The organism is Anaerococcus prevotii DSM 20548, from assembly GCF_000024105.1.
Taxonomy (GTDB): Bacteria; Bacillota; Clostridia; order Tissierellales; family Peptoniphilaceae; genus Anaerococcus; species Anaerococcus prevotii.
In genome coordinates this window covers 747,139-762,056 of sequence record NC_013171.1, presented here as the reverse complement: position 1 = coordinate 762,056, position 14,918 = coordinate 747,139, and the positions used below count along the sequence as shown (strand labels likewise).

Annotated in this window: 17 protein-coding genes; all 17 read right to left on the bottom strand. The window is 34.5% G+C overall.

The genetic code is table 11. From position 1 onward, the window contains the following. Positions 1-2 precede the first annotated feature (2 nt). Entirely contained in the window at positions 3-1,028 is a 1,026-nt protein-coding gene (gene rlmN / locus APRE_RS03470; protein ID WP_015777614.1) for a dual-specificity RNA methyltransferase RlmN, read from the bottom strand. Continuing rightward, the gene (gene rsmB, locus APRE_RS03465; protein ID WP_015777613.1) at positions 1,018-2,310 is read right to left on the bottom strand and encodes a 16S rRNA (cytosine(967)-C(5))-methyltransferase RsmB; all 1,293 of its coding nucleotides are present in this window, start codon (positions 2,308-2,310) and stop codon (positions 1,018-1,020) included. The genes rlmN and rsmB overlap by 11 nt, the downstream gene beginning before the upstream one ends. Further along, entirely contained in the window at positions 2,303-3,241 is a 939-nt protein-coding gene (gene fmt / locus APRE_RS03460) for a methionyl-tRNA formyltransferase (RefSeq protein WP_015777612.1), read from the bottom strand. The genes rsmB and fmt overlap by 8 nt, the downstream gene beginning before the upstream one ends. After that, positions 3,234-3,710, bottom strand: coding sequence for a peptide deformylase (gene def, locus APRE_RS03455; protein WP_015777611.1), 477 nt, complete (start codon positions 3,708-3,710; stop codon positions 3,234-3,236). The genes fmt and def overlap by 8 nt, the downstream gene beginning before the upstream one ends. A 44-nt stretch (positions 3,711-3,754) precedes the next feature. Next, the gene (smc, locus tag APRE_RS03450) at positions 3,755-7,216 is read right to left on the bottom strand and encodes a chromosome segregation protein SMC (RefSeq protein ID WP_245941943.1); all 3,462 of its coding nucleotides are present in this window, start codon (positions 7,214-7,216) and stop codon (positions 3,755-3,757) included. A gap of 47 nt (positions 7,217-7,263) precedes the next feature. Beyond that, a complete protein-coding gene (locus APRE_RS03445; protein ID WP_015777609.1) occupies positions 7,264-8,343 on the bottom strand; it encodes an elongator complex protein 3 in 1,080 nt (359 codons plus the stop codon). Then, positions 8,336-9,055: a ribonuclease III gene (gene rnc / locus APRE_RS03440; protein ID WP_015777608.1), complete on the bottom strand. Its 720-nt coding sequence runs from the start codon at positions 9,053-9,055 to the stop codon at positions 8,336-8,338. The genes APRE_RS03445 and rnc overlap by 8 nt, the downstream gene beginning before the upstream one ends. Next, positions 9,055-9,279, bottom strand: a complete 225-nt coding sequence (locus APRE_RS03435; protein ID WP_015777607.1) for an acyl carrier protein — start codon at positions 9,277-9,279, stop codon at positions 9,055-9,057. Before APRE_RS03435 ends, rnc begins: the two co-directional genes overlap by 1 nt. Beyond that, complete coding sequence (gene plsX / locus APRE_RS03430; RefSeq protein WP_015777606.1) at positions 9,276-10,250, bottom strand: phosphate acyltransferase PlsX; 975 nt, start codon at positions 10,248-10,250, stop codon at positions 9,276-9,278. The genes APRE_RS03435 and plsX overlap by 4 nt, the downstream gene beginning before the upstream one ends. Before the next feature lie 51 nt (positions 10,251-10,301). Continuing rightward, positions 10,302-10,481: a 50S ribosomal protein L32 gene (gene rpmF / locus APRE_RS03425; protein WP_015777605.1), complete on the bottom strand. Its 180-nt coding sequence runs from the start codon at positions 10,479-10,481 to the stop codon at positions 10,302-10,304. A 63-nt stretch (positions 10,482-10,544) separates the two neighbouring features. Next, the gene (locus tag APRE_RS03420; RefSeq protein WP_015777604.1) at positions 10,545-11,738 is read right to left on the bottom strand and encodes an acetate/propionate family kinase; all 1,194 of its coding nucleotides are present in this window, start codon (positions 11,736-11,738) and stop codon (positions 10,545-10,547) included. Between the two features lie 65 nt (positions 11,739-11,803). Further along, positions 11,804-12,601 (bottom strand): hypothetical protein, encoded by a 798-nt coding sequence (locus APRE_RS03415; RefSeq protein WP_015777603.1) that lies wholly within the window; start codon positions 12,599-12,601, stop codon positions 11,804-11,806. After that, on the bottom strand, positions 12,598-13,092 hold the full coding sequence (locus tag APRE_RS03410; protein ID WP_015777602.1) for a PilW family protein: 495 nt from the start codon (positions 13,090-13,092) through the stop codon (positions 12,598-12,600). Before APRE_RS03410 ends, APRE_RS03415 begins: the two co-directional genes overlap by 4 nt. Before the next feature lies 1 nt (position 13,093). After that, the gene (comGE, locus tag APRE_RS03405; RefSeq protein WP_015777601.1) at positions 13,094-13,405 is read right to left on the bottom strand and encodes a competence type IV pilus minor pilin ComGE; all 312 of its coding nucleotides are present in this window, start codon (positions 13,403-13,405) and stop codon (positions 13,094-13,096) included. Further along, entirely contained in the window at positions 13,386-13,835 is a 450-nt protein-coding gene (locus APRE_RS03400; RefSeq protein WP_015777600.1) for a pilus assembly FimT family protein, read from the bottom strand. The genes comGE and APRE_RS03400 overlap by 20 nt, the downstream gene beginning before the upstream one ends. Continuing rightward, positions 13,832-14,542: a prepilin peptidase gene (locus tag APRE_RS03395; RefSeq protein WP_015777599.1), complete on the bottom strand. Its 711-nt coding sequence runs from the start codon at positions 14,540-14,542 to the stop codon at positions 13,832-13,834. Before APRE_RS03395 ends, APRE_RS03400 begins: the two co-directional genes overlap by 4 nt. Before the next feature lie 5 nt (positions 14,543-14,547). Next, on the bottom strand, positions 14,548-14,913 hold the full coding sequence (locus tag APRE_RS03390; protein WP_015777598.1) for a prepilin-type N-terminal cleavage/methylation domain-containing protein: 366 nt from the start codon (positions 14,911-14,913) through the stop codon (positions 14,548-14,550). Between the last annotated feature and the right edge of the window lie 5 nt (positions 14,914-14,918).

The window sequence follows — 14,918 nt, the reverse complement described above, 5'->3', positions numbered from 1 at the left end:
GCTCACCTCGCATAATTATTTCTAAGCTGACCACAAGATGCATCGATATCTGAGCCCATCGACTTTCTAATGGTTGCGTTTAATTTTTTCTTTAAAAGTTTATCCCTAAAGTCTCTTAGGGCAGTAGATTTGGGCCTATCATAAGAAAACTCCTCGATTGGATTTAGAGGAATTAAGTTGATGTGGACGTTTTTGCCCTTAAGTAGGCTAGTTAAATTAGATACGTCACTATCAAGATTATTTACCCCATCAATCACTACATACTCGAAGCTTACCCTTCTTTTGGTCCTATCCAGATAATAATCTGTTGCCTCCATTAGACTTTCAATGCTGTATTTGTTAGCAATCGGCATAAATTTACGTCTCTTATCATCATCTGCATAGTGAAGGGAGACTGCTAGATTTACATCAAGGCCACTGTCTGCAAGCTTTCTAATCATTGGGCTTAGGCCAGAAGTAGAAAGGGTGATGGACCTATGGGAAAGGTTTCTTCCTTTTTCGTCAGTAATAATTTCGATGAATTTTCTAATATTTTCATAATTATCCAAAGGCTCACCTATGCCCATTATAACTATATTATTTATGTCTCCATTGAGTCTCTCTAGTGCATAGACTTCTTCTATAAGTTCTCCTGCACTTAAGTTTCTTTCACGACCATTTTTGGTTGAAGCACAGAACTTACATCCCATCCTGCAACCTACTTGCGAAGATATACAAATAGTCTTTCTCTTATCATAATCCATAAAGACGGCTTCTATGATATTTCCATCTGCTAGAGAAAATAGGTATTTCTTTGTACTATCAAGTTCAGATACAAATTCCTTTTCTACTTTCATCTTAGGGAAGTCATACTTTTCTGATAATTTCTCCCTCATATCTTTGGATAGATCGCTCATTAGCTTAAAGTCATTGACCTTATTTACATGTATTTGCCTATAAACTTGTTTGGCTCTGAATTTTTGATAGCCTTCTTTGGTGAAAATTTCTTCCAATTCCTTTATGGATTTGTCATTTAATTTATCTTTCATAATCTTTCTTCTTAAATTTGCTTATAAAAAATCCGTCAGTTTTATCGAGAAAACTTACAAATTCCAGGTATTTCTTGCCATCAATCTCTAAAGAAGTTAATCTTTCATCTGCTTTTAAGAAATTATAATTATCGAGGTTTTCGATATTACCAAGAGTGCAGGTTGAATAGACTAGAATCCCAGCCGGCTTAAGATATCTAATAGCATTGGCTAGAATTTTTCTTTGAAGCTCTGCCAAAACTTTAATATCAGATATAGTTCTGTTATATCTAATCTCAGGCTTTCTCGCCATAACTCCAAGACCAGAGCAAGGGGCATCAACCAAGACATAGTCGAATTTTTCCTCAAAATCAGATCTGTAGACACTTGCATCAAAAGAGTCAAGCTCAATATTACTAAGACCTAATCTTTCGATATTTTCTCTAATAAGATTTAGCTTATTCTTAGAGATATCATTTGCTATTATTTTACCAGAATTTCGGGTATATTCAGCAAGGTAGCTAGTCTTTGTCCCAGGAGCTGCACATAAGTCTAGTATTTTTGAATCCTTTTGGGGATCAAGAACCTCAACCGTCTTCATGCTTGCTTCTTGTTGGATAGTAAAAAGCCCCTCCTTAAACTCACTAGTGGCTACAAGGCCTGAAGGATTCTTTACCAAAAGGGCATTTTCACTTATCTTTGACACTTCTATTTCAAATCCCTTAGCTTTTAGCTTTTTAATTAGATTATCCTTATCAGTCTTTAATCTATTAATCCTAATAGAAAGCACCGCCTCATTATTACTATAGCGGAGGAAGTCTTTCGTATAATCCATACCATAATTATCAAATATATATCTAGTAATCTCTTCTGGCATAGAGTATCTTACGGAAAGTGACTTTATATCATCACTTATCTTAATCTTTGCTATTTCCTTCTCATCTCTAATAAAATTTCTTAAAATTGCATTTACAAAGCCAGATGATCTCCTATTCTTTCTCTTTGTAAGTTCAACTAGCTTATCCACTGTGGCATAATCCTTAGTTTCTAGAAAATGTATATTGTATATTCCGATTTCTAGAATGGTAAGGACGTTTTTGTGGATTTTCTTAAGCTTTATCTTAGATAATTTTCCTATCATATAATCTATATAGATTTTATTTTCTAGGACTCCATAAATAACTTTGGTTGCGTATGGTAGATTACCAACTCTCTTCTCTAAATAATTTATCTCTTCGTTACTCTTCTTATCCTCGCAGATTATCCTTACAAGAGAGTTTAATATTAGTTCTAAATCATTCATTGGCTAAAGTAATTTTCTCTTCGAAAGAATTGCCCATGAGGAAGGATTTAGTATCCATAGCCTTCTTTCCTGGGAATTGAATTTTCTCTATTCTAATAGCCCCATCTTTTGTTCCTATTACAATCTTTTCCTTAGGATTTGCCTCATAGACGAAGCCTGGCCTTCCCTCATATCCTTGAGCGATTTCTGCCTTGTAAACCTTAACATTAGATCCTTCGTAAGCAAAAAAGGCTACAGGATATTCAACAAAGGCCCTGATTTTGTTAATGATTTCTGAAGAATTCTTATTCCAGTCGATCCTTCCCATATCCTTTGTAATTTTAGTACAGAAACTCGCCTTGCTATCGTCTTGCTTTTGTCTATTCTTATAGACTTCATCAAAGTTTAGGATAGTTTCTCTGATTTTTTCAGCTCCAATCTCGCTTAACTTCTCTTCAAGACTTGTGTAATCATCACTTTCCTCTATAGGAACTTCTTTTTGGATAAGTATATCACCAGAATCCATCCCCTTTTCTATAAGCATAGTTGTAGCTGCAGTTAGCTTATCTCCATTTAATAGAGAAAACTGCATAGGACTTGCTCCTCTATAGGCAGGTAGAATTGATGGATGTAGATTAATAATCCTATCTTCGTAGGCTTCAAGTAAGTCCTTGCCTATGAGTTGACCGAAGGCTACAACTACGATGTAGTCGATCTCTAAAGCCTTTAGCTCTTCTACAAATTCAGGGCTATTTACTGTTTTTGGGGTTTGGACATCAATCCCCTTATCCTGAGCATATTTCTTAATCTCTGTTGGTGTAACTTTCCTCCTATTTCTCTTCTTATCAGGAGAGCTTACAACAAGTTTGACATCTATATTTTCATCATTATAAAGAACATCCAAAGCTCGCACCGCAAACTTTGGATTGCCCATAAAACATATATTAATCATTTTCTGTATCGAATTTAACCTCTTCAATCGCCTTATCTCTAAATAAAATTCCATCGAGATGGTCTATTTCGTGAGATAAGATTTCTGCTGGAAAACCATGGGCGTCCCAGATTTTCTCGTTTCCTTCTTCGTCTAAATATTTTACCTTTAGATGTTCTGGCCTTTTGACAGTCGCATTAAAATTAGGTATAGAAAGACAACCTTCAATACCAATCTGTTCTCCGTCTGATTCTATAATCTCAGGATTTACGAGCTTGACTAGGCCTGTAGTATCATCATGTGGATCTACCACTATAATTCTTTTTAAAATTCCGACTTGAGGAGCAGCAAGTCCGACACCATCAGCTTCATACATAGTATCAGCCATGTCGTCTAGTAAAACTTTAATTCTATCTGTAATTTCAGGGACAAGCTTGGAAGTTTTCCTTAAAATAGGGTCCCCTTCTTTTCTTATATTTCTAATTGCCATACTTCCTCCTTATCTACATTATTGTACTTTTGTAAAGCTTATTTTCAATTTTTCGCAAAGTCTATAGAGTATACTTGACTCTTGCCATCATCCCCAATAGTAACCCCATGGATTCTCTCTGCAAGTTGCATTGTTGTCTGCCTGTGAGTTATCATTATAAATTGGGTCTTATCTGATAGGCTTGTTAAATATTCTATATATCTTTTAATATTTGTCTCATCTAAGGCAGCATCTATCTCATCTAGGATTGCAAAGGGAGCGGGATTAGTTTCAAAGATTGCAAAGAGTAAGGCCACTGCTGTTAGGGCCTTCTCCCCACCTGATAAAAGTGAAATCGACTTAGCAGACTTAGATGGAGGACGAGCTTCTATCTCAATACCTGCATTTAAGCTATCGTCACTATCTAAAACCAGCTTTGCATCTCCTCCAATAAATAGGGTCTTGAAAATCCTTGCAAACTTCTCATTAATTATATTGAAGTTTTTGATAAATTCTTCTTTCATATCCTTTTCAAGCCTTTTAATCATGGTTTCAATATCTGATTTGGAATTTACAAGGTCTGTCATCTGCTTATCCAAGAAATCAAATTCTTCTTTGGCTTCTTTATAGGCCTCTAGCGAGTTTTCATCGAAAAATCCAATAGTGTTTATCTTTCTTTGAAGATCGACTAAAGACTTTTTGCTAACTTTATCAAAGCTTAAGTCCCTATATTTCTTATCCATCTCATCTAGGCTTTGGCTAATGAAAGGGCTAATCTCATCGATAATAGAATCATATTTGCTTGTCGCAGTAGAAAGTGCATAGTCACTTTTTACCTTCTCTATGTTTAATTCCTTTATTCTCTCATCGACTTTCTTTTCTCTATCAAGCAGGTTATAATTTTCTTCTTCCATCTTACTTTTATCTTCTGATAAGATTTTAAGTTTTTCTTCTTCTTCTCTTATTTTTTTCTTAGAAAAGTTAATTGCCTTTTCAAGATTTTGATCTTCCCTATCAATTTCTCCTAGAGAATCGTCGATTTCACCCTTAAGTTTAATTTCCATCCTATTAGAATTATCCAAATCCCTTAGGGAATTTTTAAGATCTGTGATTGTATTTATGATGAGATTGATATCTCTAGTAATCATAGCAGAAGTATTTTCAAGATTAATACTTTCCTTTTCCTTAAGGCTAAGAATCTTTTCTTTACTTGCGATAGTTACTTTTATATTTTCGATTTCTTCTTTAAGCCTTCCATGATTTTCTCTTAGACTATCTATATCTAAGGATCCTGTAAGGACTAAATCATAGTCGCTTTCTTCAGAAAGCTCCTCTTTTCTCTTGATAGCATTTTCAATTCTTATATTGACTGAAGAAAGATTGTTTTCCCTATCCCTCAATGAGTTTCTTTCTTCTTCTATAAGGCTAGTAATTTCTTTAAGCTTATCATCAAGGATATTTATATCAGCACTAATCTCCCTATAGGTCTTATTGTAAGAATCCTTTTTATTTCTTAAGGAAAGAATCCTCTCTTTAATCTCCGCCAGTCTCTTGTTTCTATTTAAAAGATTGGTATTTTTCTTCCTATTTTTATCATTACCAGCAACCATAGAACCCCAGTTATTTATAATATCTAGATTCAAGGTGATTATCCTGTAGCCTCTTATCTTATTGGAAAGGCTAACGGCGCTATCAATATCTTTTACTACTACAGTCGATCCCAAAAAGTGATCTATTATATTTGTAAGTTCAGGGTCTGCTTCGATCAAATCGTAGGCCATAGCGATTACCTCATCCTCTTTTGGCCTATCTTTTCTATAAGATTTTATCGAATCTATAGGAAGGAAGGTGATTCTCCCCAATCTATTCTTGTTTACAAAGTTGATTAACTCTCTTGTGTCAAGCTTAGTTCTTGTAACAATGTTTTGAAGGCCTGCCCCCATTAGATTGTCGATTACATCCTCATAGCCTTCCTTAACTCTAATAAGGTTAGCAAGGGAATCCAAATACAAGTTGTCTAGTCCGTAGTCCTTAGTCTTATTTAAAAAATCTTGTATAGAATAGAAATATCCCCTATTCTTATCGAGATTTTCCTTTTGAAGCTTAAATTCTGAAATCAAGGTCTTAAGATTGATGTTATTTTCGGCATTAGCCTTTGCTAAGTCATCGCTTTCTTTTCTTTTATTTAAGAGATTTTTCCTATAATCTTCTTCTTTTTTCTGGAAATCTTTTAGCTTATTTGTAATTTCTTTAAGCTCATCTTCAAGTTTCATTTTGCTTTCTTCAAGTATAGATAGGTCCTTGTCGATAGCTTTAATTTTGGCCAGCCTTTCTTCGGCATCTTTCGCTTTTTTTTCGTCAATTATGGCCTTGGATTTTTCCTCTATTTCGTAGTTATAAATTTCACTTGCTAGTTTATTTAATCTTAATTCTTCCTTAGAGTTTTTAGCGACTAGGTCTTTTAATTCACTTTGTGTCTTATTTACTATAAGTTGATTTTCTTTAAGACTTTGGCTTATTTCTTCAAGCCTTTTCCTATTATCATTTAAGTTTTTTTCTTCATTTTCTAGGTCTTTTTGACCCTTTTCTCTTTTTTCTTCATTCGATGAAATATTTGATCTAAGTCTTTCTAAATCTTTAGAATTATAATCATATTTTTGCTTGTTTAGAAGAAGCTTACTTTTAGATTTCTCTATTGATTTGTTATATTTATCTATACTATCTTTAGTTTTCCCTATTTCTTCTTCTACTTCTTTATAATCTTTTGTAAATGGAGCAAGTTTTTTTCTAATATTATCAAGCTCTACCGTAGAAATATTGATTTCTTTGTCTAGCCTTGTGATATTTTCACTCGCTTCTTTTTTCTCATCTAGGAGGGCTTTAGACTTATCTTTTAGGTAAAAATACGCCCTCTGGTCGAGCTTCTCAGTTAATCTCTTATTTTCCCCGTAATTTTCCTTATAAGTTTTAAGAAGACCTAGTTCTTTTTTCTTATATTCCCAGTCTCTTTCAATAACTTCAAGGTCATCGCTTACCCTATCAAGCTTCTTACTCGCTTCATCTCGTCTAAACTTATGCTTGGCTATACCGCTTGCTTCTTCAAAGATATTTCTCCTATCCTTAGGCGAAGACGATATAATTTCATCAATCCTACCTTGGGAGATGATTGAATAACCTTCCTTGCCGACTCCGGTGTCTAGGAAAAGTTCTCTTACATCCTTAAGTCTTACCTTTTTACCATTGATCCTATACTCATTTTCCCCGTCTCTATAGATTCGTCTTGAGATTTTTACCTTGTCATAACTTAGATCAAGAGCCTTATCCTCATTTGAAAAGTTTAGGTTTACCTCCGCAAGGTTAAGGGACTTGGAGCTTTCTCCTCCTTGAAAGATAACATCGTTCATCTTAGATCCCCTAAGACTTTTTGCAGATTGCTCTCCTAGAACCCATCTTACAGCATCAGATATATTACTTTTACCCGAACCATTGGGACCAACCACAGCTGTAATCTTTTCATCAAATTCAATTTTTGTTCTATCAGCGAAGGACTTGAAGCCCTTAAGCTCTACATTTTCTAATCTAATATCAAATCACCACCGTAAGTTTCCTTTACATAAGAGTAGATAAATCCATCTAAGTCAAGCTTAATCTTTCTATCTTCTAAGCTAATGAAATCAGACTTATCAGCCTCAAATGAGAGATTTATTCCATATTTTTGGTAGAAATATTTCTTGTTGGATTTTTTATTGCCACTAATTATGGAAATACTTCTGTTATCTGTGTGTATGGTAAAGTCTCTATCTATATTTTCTCTTTCGATAAGCTCTTCTAGATATTTCCTATAGACCAAGGATTCCGTTAGTTGCCTGATAGCAGGATGGAAGGGACCTGCCACCACATCAACACCTTCATTGATGTTTTCAGTAGTCTGTAGGCCGATTCTTATCACATCGATATACTTTGCCCTGTAGATTATGTAAAGCTCAGCAGAAAGCTCGACTGCCTCATCTAGGTCAAGTGGCTTATAGACTTCGAGATTATAAAGAGCTTCAAGCTTGGTATCTTTTATCACAAGAGTTGGATAGATCCTAACCATATCTGGACCAATGTTAGCCGAATCTATGGCGGTCTTTATAGATTTTTTATATTCATCCATAAAAAGTCCTGGCATAATCTGATGGCCTAGGCTAAAGCCGTATTCTTTGATAAGCTCACTTGCCTTGTATGAATCCTCTATTTTGTGACCTCTCTCATTGTAGTCTAATACTTTCTGGTCGAGGGACTGGATGCCAAGCTCGATTACATCCACACTTTTTTCTTTTAATATATCTAGAATAGAATTATTTATATAATCAGGTCTAGTAGAAAGTCTGATTCTATCAATAATTCCCTTATCTTTGTAAGACTTTGCGACATCAAGATAAGCTATCATCACATCTTCATCAAGCCCTGTGAAAGATCCTCCAAAAAAAGCAAGTTCATCGGCCCTTTTTTCTGGAAAATATGAAAGATTTTTTTCGATTTCTTCTATTAGTTTATCCTTATCCAGCTTGTCTTTGAAGTTAGTAATCTTCACTTGATTGCAAAAGGCGCAATCATGAGGACAGCCCAAAAAAGGTATAAAAATAGGTATTATATATTCTTTCTTAGCCATTTTTTCTCTTTATTTTTTCATATGCAGCTTGGGCAGCCTTTTGCTCTGCTTGCTTTTTATTCTTGCCAACCCCATGGGCCAATACCTTGTTTCCTAGCTTAACAGCCATGGTAAAAGTCTTCTCATGTTCTGGGCCTTCTTCTTTTACTAGAACATACTTTAAGATTTTCCTATCTTTTGCATTATGATATTCTTGAAGTTTGGTCTTATAATCATTGAAAATCGAATCATCATTTATAATCTCTAGGGCTTCTTCCTTATAGTTTTCCTTCAAAAATTTGAACAAGTTATCATAAGAAGAGTCCAAATATATTGCAGCACATACGGCCTCAAAGGTATCCGCCTTGACATGCTTTTTAAGCTCGCCCCCACCTTGTCTTTCCCCATTTCCAAAGTTAAGGAAAGTCGTCATTTCAAACTTCTCACAAGCCTTAGCAAATGATGAGGTACACACTAGTCTTGATCTGGTTTTGGTTAGCCAGCCTTCAGGCTTCATAGAGTAGTGTTTGAAGAGTACTTCACTTACTATCATATCTAGGATAGAATCTCCCAAAAATTCTAGTCTTTCGTTGCTTTTTTTCTTACCTTTGACCTCATTTGTATAGGAAGAATGAGTAAAGGCTACATCAATCAAATCTTTATCATTGAAGGTGTAGCCAATCTTATTTTCAAATTCTTCTATTTTTTTTAGTCTATTATTAGAAATAGCCATTAATTTTTGCTCTCAATCACGCTTACAATATCAGCAAGTGTTTCAATCTCATCTAATTCTTCATCAGAAAACTCTACTGAATATTCATCCTCGATTAACATTATAAAATCAACTAAGTCAATAGAGTCGATGTCTAAATCAGAAATCTTGCTATCAAAGTCGATTTCACTAGGATCGAGATCAAGGTTTTCAACTGCTAATTCTTTAAGTCTTTCTCTAATCAAATCAATTCTCCTTCTATTTTTTCAATAACATTCTTATCTATATAATCCATAAGCCCTAAAATAGCATTTGAAATAGCAATTTCATTGGCATTGCCATGGGCTTTATAAGCATAGGACTTAACTCCTAAAAGTGGAGCACCTCCGACTTCATCAGCAGAAAACTTATTAAACATGGACTTAAGATCCTTCTTAAGGATTCCTGCTGCAAGTTTGTTAGATAAGGATTTATAAAATACGTCCTTAAGCTCCTTGCCCATAAGGCTAAAGATTCCTTCAGCTGTCTTTATAGCAATATTTCCATCGAAACCATCTGCTAGGATTACGTTGACCTTGCCAGTAAATAAATCTCTTGCTTCGATGTTTCCTACAAAATTGAGATTTGCTTCTTTTAAGAGAGCGTATGTTTCCTTGGCAAGTTTATTTCCCTTGTGCTCCTCGACTCCAACATTGAGTAGGCCAATCTTTGGATTTTCTATATTAAGAACATTTTCTAGATATACTTTACCCATTAATCCGAATTCTTCCAAAAATTCTTTCTTACAATCCATATTGGCACCTGTATCCATCAAGAGTGTTGTCTCTCCTAGAGTAGGTAGGCTCGTAGCGAGACAGGCCCTATCGATTCCTTTTATCCTTTTGGCAATGAAAAGTCCTCCCGCTAGAAGGGCCCCGGTAGATCCGGCAGAAAGCACACCATCATAGCCTTCTTCCTTAGACTTTTCGAAGGCCAATACTATAGAGGCATTTTTCTTTCTTCTGATAGCCCTGGCTGGATCTTCGTCATTAGAGATAAATTCATCTGTATGGATAATCTCATAATCTTTTATCCTACCATCTATTAATTCTTCAATTTTATCTTTATTTCCAACAAATACTGGAGTAAAGTTGCGTTTTTCTTGGGCTTTTATAGCCCCATCGACTAGGACTTTCTCGCCCTTATCTGCTCCGTATGTATCAATTAATATCTTCATCTTTCCCTCTTTAAAATATTATATTAAAAAAGATAGTGTAAAACACTATCTTTACTCTACATCAAGAATTGTTTCGCCTTTATAGTCTCCACAGTTTGGGCAAACTCTGTGTGGAAGTTTTGGCTCATGACAATTTGGACACTCAACATAGTTTGATCTATTCAAAGTATAAGCTGAGGCTCTTCTTTTATTTTTTCTTGTTTTTGATGTTCTTCTCTTTGGTACTGCCATCTTTGACACCTCCTCTTATCAGTTTAGCAATCTTTTATATTATATAATGATAAGAGTTCTTTGTCAAGCTTCTACGATGGATTTTGTATCTCTTGCAATCATCAACTCTTCGTTAGTTGCAACGACCATTACTTTTACTGTTGAATCATCTGTAGATACTTCGTGGGCTCCACCGCGAACGTTGTTCTTTTCATCATCAATCTTGATTCCGAATTGCTCGAATCCTTCCATGATGTCTTTTCTCATACCGATTGAATTTTCACCAATTCCACCAGTAAATACTATGGCATCTACACTTCCGATTTCTGCCATGTAACCTGCTATATATCTTTTAGCTCTTGTTACAAACATATCTAGGGCATATTGAGCTCTTTCGTTTCCTTCTTTAGCAGCAGCTTCTAGGTCTCTAAAGTCTGAGCTTACTCCACTAACTCCGAGTACTCCTGATTCTTTGTTTAGGATGTTTTCCATCTCGTCAGCTGTAAGATTTTTTTCTTTCATTATATATGTTACAGCTGTTGGGTCGATATCTCCTGATCTTGTACCCATGATTAGTCCTTCAAGTGGGGTTAGTCCCATTGATGTATCATAGCTTTTTCCTTCTTTGACAGCTGTGATTGATGAACCATTACCAAGGTGGCAAGAGATGATATTAAGTTCGTTTACGTCTTTGCCAAGGATTTCTGCTGTCTTGTTAGTAATAAAGTTGTGGCTTGTTCCATGGAAACCATATTTTCTAATAGAATCTTCTTCATAGTATTTGTAATCAATACCATATAGGAAAGTTTTTTCTGGCATTGTTTGGTGGAAGGCTGTGTCAAATACTGCTACATTTGGAACACCTTCAAGTAATTTCTCACAAGCTTCAAGTCCCATTAGGTTAGCTGGGTTGTGAAGTGGGGCAAACTTGCTGTATTCTTCGATTGCATCTCTTACTTCTTTATCGATTAGGCAAGATTTTGTGATTTTTTCTCCACCATGTACGAATCTGTGGCCTACTGCATCAATTTCAGATAGATCTTTGATTACTCCGTTTTCACTATCAACTAGGGCATCAAAAACATGACCTACGGCATCAGTGTGATCTTTCATGTCTTCTTCGATTATAAATTCATCATCACCCTTTTCTTGGATAAGTCTTGATCCATCGATTCCGATTCTTTCTACAAGACCCTTTACCATAACTTCTTCGTTTGCCATATCAAATAATTGATATTTAAGTGATGAACTACCACAGTTTATTACTAATATTTTCATGTTTCCTCCAATTGTTTACAAATTTTCTCTATTTCCATTATACCATAAATTACTTTTAGGCAAGGCTAAAAGCTATGGCTTGACAAGATTTCTAATTCTATAAGATCAGTTTTGTTAAGGATATTATCAATGATAGGTCCATAATCCTTAACATATTCTATATTTTCCTTATTTTGATCTATAGCTGCAAGTCCCGTAACTCTTATCTTTTTTCCTTTTGTATTAATCCTATCCTTAGCTATCAGAATACCTTCTACATATAAGTCCTTATCAATTGTCGTATCTCGATCTAATATTATTACTCCCTTATAAGGTTTTTCTTTGCTTGTAGCTGGTATTTCATTATGGATTGTTTTGTCTTTCTTAAATTCGAATTTATTAAGCTCATCTTTTATATCTTCATATCTTAAAATTTCTTCGCTAGATAAAAGAATATTCTCACGAGCTCTTAGATATATATTTGCTTCAGCTATTACATTTTTATAATAGATATGCTCAAATACCCTATAGACCTTATCTTTCCTAGGAGCTATATTTGGATCTATCACTCTCATAAGCATTATCTTTTTCTTGGAATTATTATAATCGATGTAGAATTCCTTGGCATTTGCGTGGTCTACATCACTTAAACTTTCATCAATTATCCTCTTGTAGTCTTCTAAGATATATTCTTTTATTTCATTTTCATAGTTATTTTCAAAGATATTGACACGACTTTCTGCCTCATAGACGGCCTTTTTTTTAGTTAAAAGATCCTTGGATAAATCATTCTTGCTTTGGACTTGTCTGCTTACAAAAACAATGCTTACAGAAAGGAAAAGCAAGATAAGTAGGACATATATTGTTACAAAACCCTTTTTCATAATCGTCTTCCTAAGTTTATAAATGTCTTGATAGAAGTAGAAGAAGAATCTATATTCATTTCTATATATTTATTATCCTCATCTTCATCATTATAATAAAGATAAAGGTCATCTATCTCACAAATCCTAACTTTGCCTTCTCTTTCAGAGAATTTATCTGTATTGTATATATAAGCGTAAAGGACATTTCCATTCTCAAGACTAAATCTATAGGCAGATTCAACAAATTTATGCCTACTTTGTTCATATTCACTGATATAAAGGGTGAAATTGCAATTATCATCTTCTGTCTTAACAATTTTATGGGCTCTTCTAATCTTATCTTCTATGTATAAGGCGGCATGGCTTGCGTTCTTGTAATCCTTCTCATCTATATATTCTTTGTTTAGAAATCCCACATTTAAAGAAAAAACCATAGATAGGGCTCCTATAAGAAGACTTGCTATGGCAATACTTACTAGAAGTTCTATTAGGGTAAATCCTTTTTTCATCTTATCTTACCAATTCAAGGCCAAAGCCATCACAGCTTGCAGTAATCTTCTTAAGTCCTGGAGAGTATTCTTCTACACTAACTTCAACTCCAAAGCCATTTATATTATAAGAATATTCTCCTAAATCCTGATTTTTATTTTTCTCAATAGCTTCTTCAAGGGCATAAGTCATCCTAATTTTATCCTCTGACTCCTGGTTAATCCTATTTATATTATTAAGGCTCGGAAGAAGTATAAGCGAAAGGATTGCCACAAATCCCAGGGCAATTATACATTCTATTAGGGTAAAGCCCTTAGTTTTTGTTTTCTTCAATTCTAATAGAACCTCCTGCAACTCCTATTATAAGATTTATATTCCCATCCTTTCCAACTAGGTAGGGACAAGAAAATACTATAGTTTTTGCTCCTGATACAGATCCTGTATCGTTAAAGACAACTGGGTCTACATTTTTTGTTAGACTTAGATAAGCCAAGTTCCTATCTATATCTTCCATATCATCCATAACAGAAACTTTGGAAAACCTCAGCATATATTTATCTTCACGGAAATGAACTGTACATTTTCTCCCGCTAATCAGGGCCTTTTCCTTAGCATAATACATATCATTGATTAGAATGTTTAATTCGTTTTTTGCCCTTATTTTTCCTAAAAAATCAAATCTAACCATTCCCACTAAAGAAATAAGAGAGACAAGGCTTATGACGACAATTAGTTCAATTAAAGTAAAGCCCTTATTTCTCATAGGACTGCTCCCTCATATATTATCAAGACTATTATGTAAGAAAGATAGATAAATATTGCAAAAGGCATGCGTCTTCCCCTTTTCCTTTCCCTAAGAAGGATCAAAAGTCCAAAGAAACCTCCAATCCAAATGGAAAATAAGACAAAGATAGTAAATAAACTATCATTTAATAAAAGTCCTAAGCCCAAATAGAAATAATAATCTCCATCTCCGATATTTCTTCCAGAAAGCCTATATAGCAAATAATAAACCAAGGAAAATATTATAATATGTATAAGAAAGTCTCTAGTAAAGAAATTAAACCTATAGCCTAGTCCTAGAGCGATTAGCATTATCAAATCTTTCCTATAGATCTCCATAGTCTTAAGATCTATCAGAGATATTATAAGACCTATAATTAAGGAAGCGAAAATCATACAAGTCCTAAGATTAAGTCCATATAGAGAGCTTATTATTAACAAAATCCCACCTATAATCTCCATAAAGATATTATCAGGAGAAATCTTAGACCCACACGACCTGCATCTTCCCTTTTGAATAAGAAAAGAAATTACTGGAATTAGCTCAAAAGGGCTAAGAGATTTCCCACAAGACTCACAGTGGCTTCTAGGAAAAACTATACTTTCTCCTCTTAATCTCCTGCGGACTACAAGATTTGCAAATGATCCAAATATTGACCCTATTATAAATAGAAATATATATATCATTTTACTTAATTATTACTAGCTGGACTTTCCTTTATTTGTCCTGGTATTTGTCCTGGACTTACACTCACATGGCCATTCGCATCAATTTTAACTTCATAGCTTTCCCCATCATGACCAATTCCCTTTGGTATTTCTGGCCATTTTTGTACATAATCTTTCGCATAACTTTGGCTTGTCCAAGTATCATTAACTCCATCAGAGCTTGCCATAGTCCCTGCTGTCATAAGCATTTCGACATTGGCGTTGTGGGCTGCTATGGCTGCTTTGTGCTTAGAGTTCTTATATTTAGGAATTGCTATCGCTGCAAGTATTGTAATTATTGCTACGACTATGACAAGCTCAATTAAAGTAAAACCTTTTTTCTTTTTCATAATTT